General features: G+C 54.3%; 3 protein-coding genes. 2 read left to right on the top strand and 1 reads right to left on the bottom strand.

Annotated elements, in window-relative coordinates; all coding sequences use genetic code 11:
- Positions 1-153 precede the first annotated feature (153 nt).
- Together A3754_RS18780 and nadC are read left to right on the top strand one after the other, a co-directional pair.
- Positions 154-1,494: a sodium:alanine symporter family protein gene (locus tag A3754_RS18780; RefSeq protein WP_063520922.1), complete on the top strand. Its 1,341-nt coding sequence runs from the start codon at positions 154-156 to the stop codon at positions 1,492-1,494.
- A gap of 112 nt (positions 1,495-1,606) precedes the next feature.
- A complete protein-coding gene (gene nadC, locus A3754_RS18775) occupies positions 1,607-2,449 on the top strand; it encodes a carboxylating nicotinate-nucleotide diphosphorylase (RefSeq protein ID WP_063520921.1) in 843 nt (280 codons plus the stop codon).
- 159 nt (positions 2,450-2,608) lie between these two features.
- Here nadC and A3754_RS18770 read toward each other — a convergent pair.
- On the bottom strand, positions 2,609-3,731 hold a 1,123-nt coding region (locus tag A3754_RS18770), incomplete at its 5' end, for an O-antigen ligase (protein WP_082904805.1).

Raw genomic sequence — 3,731 nt, 5'->3', positions numbered from 1 at the left:
TACTTTAATACGCTATCATGCATCAAGGGTAAGAATTTTGAACTAGTTGGCACTGACAGAATAGTGTGCGAGCACTCACAAACAAAACGCCCCACTTTCCCTACCCCGGAAATTCCCCTAGCCTAAGGCCTTTCGGGGCATTGGACGATAGCCATGGAACAGACGGTAACCATACTCAAACAGATTAGCGGTCTTCTGTGGGGATGGCCGGCGCTGATTCTCATCGCTGGCACAGGCATTTACCTGACCCTTATTCTCGGCTTCCTGCCCTTACGCCAGCTGGGTTTTGGCTTTCGGCAAATGCTGGGGCCGCAGCGCGGGGTGGGCACCATCGGTGCCGGCGCCGCCCTCGCCACGTCGCTGTCTGCCACCATTGGTACCGGTAATATTGTCGGCGTAGCCACCGCCATTCACTCCGGTGGCCCTGGTGCCCTGGTCTGGATGTGGCTGATCGCCCTGGTAGGCATGGCCACCAAATACGCAGAAGCGGTCCTCGCCGTTCATTTCCGGGAAAAAGATGCCGCCGGGCAATACGTGGGCGGCCCCATGTATTACATCAAAAACGGCCTGGGCAAGAACTGGCACTGGCTGGCCATCGCCTTTGCCGTCTTCGGCATGATTGCCGGCTTCGGGATTGGTAACAGCGTCCAGGCCAACTCCGTGGCTCACGGACTCAATGACAGCTTTGGTCTGCCACCCTGGATCACCGGCGTCACTCTGGCGGTCCTGGTGGGCATGGTGGTGCTGGGCGGCATGAAACGGATCGCCACCGTGGCGACCTTTATTGTGCCCTTTATGGCACTAGCCTATCTGCTGGCAGGCCTGGTGGTTCTGGCGGATCACGCCAGCGCCATTCCCGATGCTCTGGCCCTGTGTTTTGAAGGGGCCTTCAGCGGCACCGCCGCCGCCGGTGGTTTTGCCGGGGCACTGGTGAAAGAAGCCATCCGCTTCGGTATGGCCCGGGGGATCTTCTCCAACGAAGCTGGCCTGGGCAGCGCCCCCATCGCCCACGCCTCCGCCAACACGGACCATCCCGCCCGACAGGGCTCCATCGCCATGCTCGGCACCTTTATCGACACCATTATTGTCTGCTCCGTTACCGGCCTGGCGATTGTATCCACCGGCGTGTGGGACAGCGGCGTCAAAGGCGCCCCCCTTTCCGCCATGGCGTTTTCATCCACCTTCGGCGGTGTCGGCAACATCATTGTGGCCTGCAGCCTGGCCGTGTTTGCCTTTACTACCTTGCTGGGCTGGAGCCTGTACAGCGAGCGCTGCACCCAGTTCCTGTTCGGCAACAAGGCGATCATGCCATTCCGGGTCGTCTGGGTACTGGCCGTGCCGTTAGGGGCCATAGTCAGCCTGAACTTCGTCTGGGCACTGGCCGACATCATGAATATCCTGATGGCCGTGCCAAACCTGATCGCTCTGTTATTATTGTCCCCCATTGTGGTTCGGCTAAGCCGAGAGTTCTTCGCCAACCGCCGCCCGGACTGAATATTTGTAGGAGCTTGCTTGCAAGCGAACCCAGGGTATCGTCAATTGCCCAGCTTCGCTTGCAAGCAAGCTCCTACAGTGCACAAACACACCTTGTAGGACCCATCCCAGCATGACCATCTCCCTCCCTGACTACGTCCGCAACGACATTCAGCGCAATGTGACCTTTGCTCTGGAAGAAGATATCCGCGATGGCGATATCACCGCCCAGCTCATCGACGCGGACAGTCGCAGCACGGCCACCATCATTACCCGCGAAGACACCGTCATGTGTGGCACGCCCTGGGCCGACGAAGTCTTCCGGCAGTTGGGCGGCGTGGACGTTGAATGGCATGTCCAGGATGGCGACCGTCTCCCAGCCGAAACCACTTTGTGCACCCTGCGCGGCAACACCCGCAAGATTCTCACTGGCGAGCGCACTGCCCTCAATTTCCTGCAAACCCTGATGGGCACCGCCACCACCGCCCGCCGCTACGCGGATGCCGTGGCCGACAGCCAGGTCACCATCCTCGACACCCGGAAAACCCTGCCCGGCCTGCGCGCCGGCCAGAAATACGCGGTCCTCTGCGGCGGCTGCCAAAACCACCGCATCGGCCTCTACGACGCCTTCCTGATCAAGGAAAACCACGTCACCGCCTGCGGCGGCATCACCGCCGCCATTGAGCGCGCACGGGCACTGGCGCCGGACAAGAAAATCATTGTGGAAGTGGAGACACTGGCAGAACTGGAGGAAGCGGCTGGGCTGACGCCGGATCAAATTATGCTGGATAACTTCAGTGTGGAGATGCTGAAGGAAGCAGCTAAAATCGCCATTGAATCTGCGCTGGAGGTGTCTGGGAATCTGACAGTGGACAATGCCACCAACCTACCGAGCAGCCGGCACTGGTATTTATCGTCCGGAGCATTAACCAAGCATGTTCAGGCGACGGATTTGTCGCTGCGGTTGCAAAGTTAAAACCAGCTCAGATTCCCGAAATTTTCTTAATTATGGTTTCCCTTCGACTTTACCGCCGTGCCTGTGGTCGCTGAGCGCCTGAAATCCGATACCTAACGCGGCACTTCTTCTAAACAGTGACACGCGGCAAATTTTATCCCTGCCCGCGGCGTGACTACGTCACTTTAACTTTCCTTTTATGATAGGTCCGTTGTGAGCCAAAGTCTCTACTGTGGGCTTTGTTGTCACTGAAAAAACAAGCGCAAGAGAGAACATAAAAATAGCAAAGGGAGTGCCATGATATACCACCCCATCAAACATACAGTGCACAAGCATAACCCCTCCTAAACCGACACCGAGCACCAAGTTTTTTTCACTGTATCGCCTCTTCATAAAGAGGAAATAAACGCCCCTTCCCATCAGGAGAATAACCCCGCACCAAAATATCGAGCCGACAAGAAGCCCCCACTCCAATGGCACTTGCAAAAAACCATTATGGACTTGTGACAACTCTGGTCGAATTTTCACAACGCTATATATGTCTCCACCCCACCCCCATATTGGCCTGTCTGCAATCAAAGATACAGCGTGTAGCCACACACTCCACCGTCCAGAGCTCACCTTCTCCAGCCCTCCGCCTCCTCGCTCATAGAGAAAAAATCTCCCAATACCCATAGATGAGTTATCAACAAAAAAAACAGTGGAAATCCATACGCTAAGAATGGAAGCCAGAACAACACACAGCCAAATTTTCCACTGCCTCCACATCGTCAGAATAGCAACAAATAAAAGAGCCAAAATCGTAGACAAAATTGCAGCCCGCCCACCTGACCACACTACAAAGAAAAAAGAAATGGAGTAACCAAGCATTGATGCAACCCTAAAAGCACCACAGGAATAAAAGCACCCCCACAAGGAAATAAATAGCATCGCGCTAACAAACATACCAAGATGCCTAATATTAACGAAATTGATAACACCCCATATCCAGTCATACTGGGCCGGGTCATCTAAAGAAAACCACAACAAAAAAAACAACATCGTGGTAAAAAAAAGACCGGCATACAGTCCGGAAATCAAAAATCGCACAAGACGTATATCCTCACTAAAAAGAGAAGAAAGAATAGAGAACATAAAAATCTGCCCGCAAAAATCCCTGACTCTCTCCCAGCTGGAAGGAACAACACCATCTAAAAAAGCTATGGAATTTGATAAAAAAACACCAAGAACGACAACAGAAGAAAAACCCCAAGCAACAAGACACCACCTCTCTCTAGGAGATACAACCAGAGCCATGACAGAT

Source organism: Alcanivorax sp. HI0083 (genome assembly GCF_001635175.1).
The sequence above is the reverse complement of the archived record's forward strand: the minus strand, read 5'-3'. Positions and strand labels throughout refer to the sequence as shown.

Bases quoted from the DNA above. Each gene is read 5' to 3' on its own strand.
- A3754_RS18780 (WP_063520922.1), top strand. From the start codon at position 154: ATGGAACAGACGGTAACCATACTCAAACAGATTAGCGGTCTTCTGTGG.
- nadC (WP_063520921.1), top strand. From the start codon at position 1,607: ATGACCATCTCCCTCCCTGACTACGTCCGCAACGACATTCAGCGCAAT.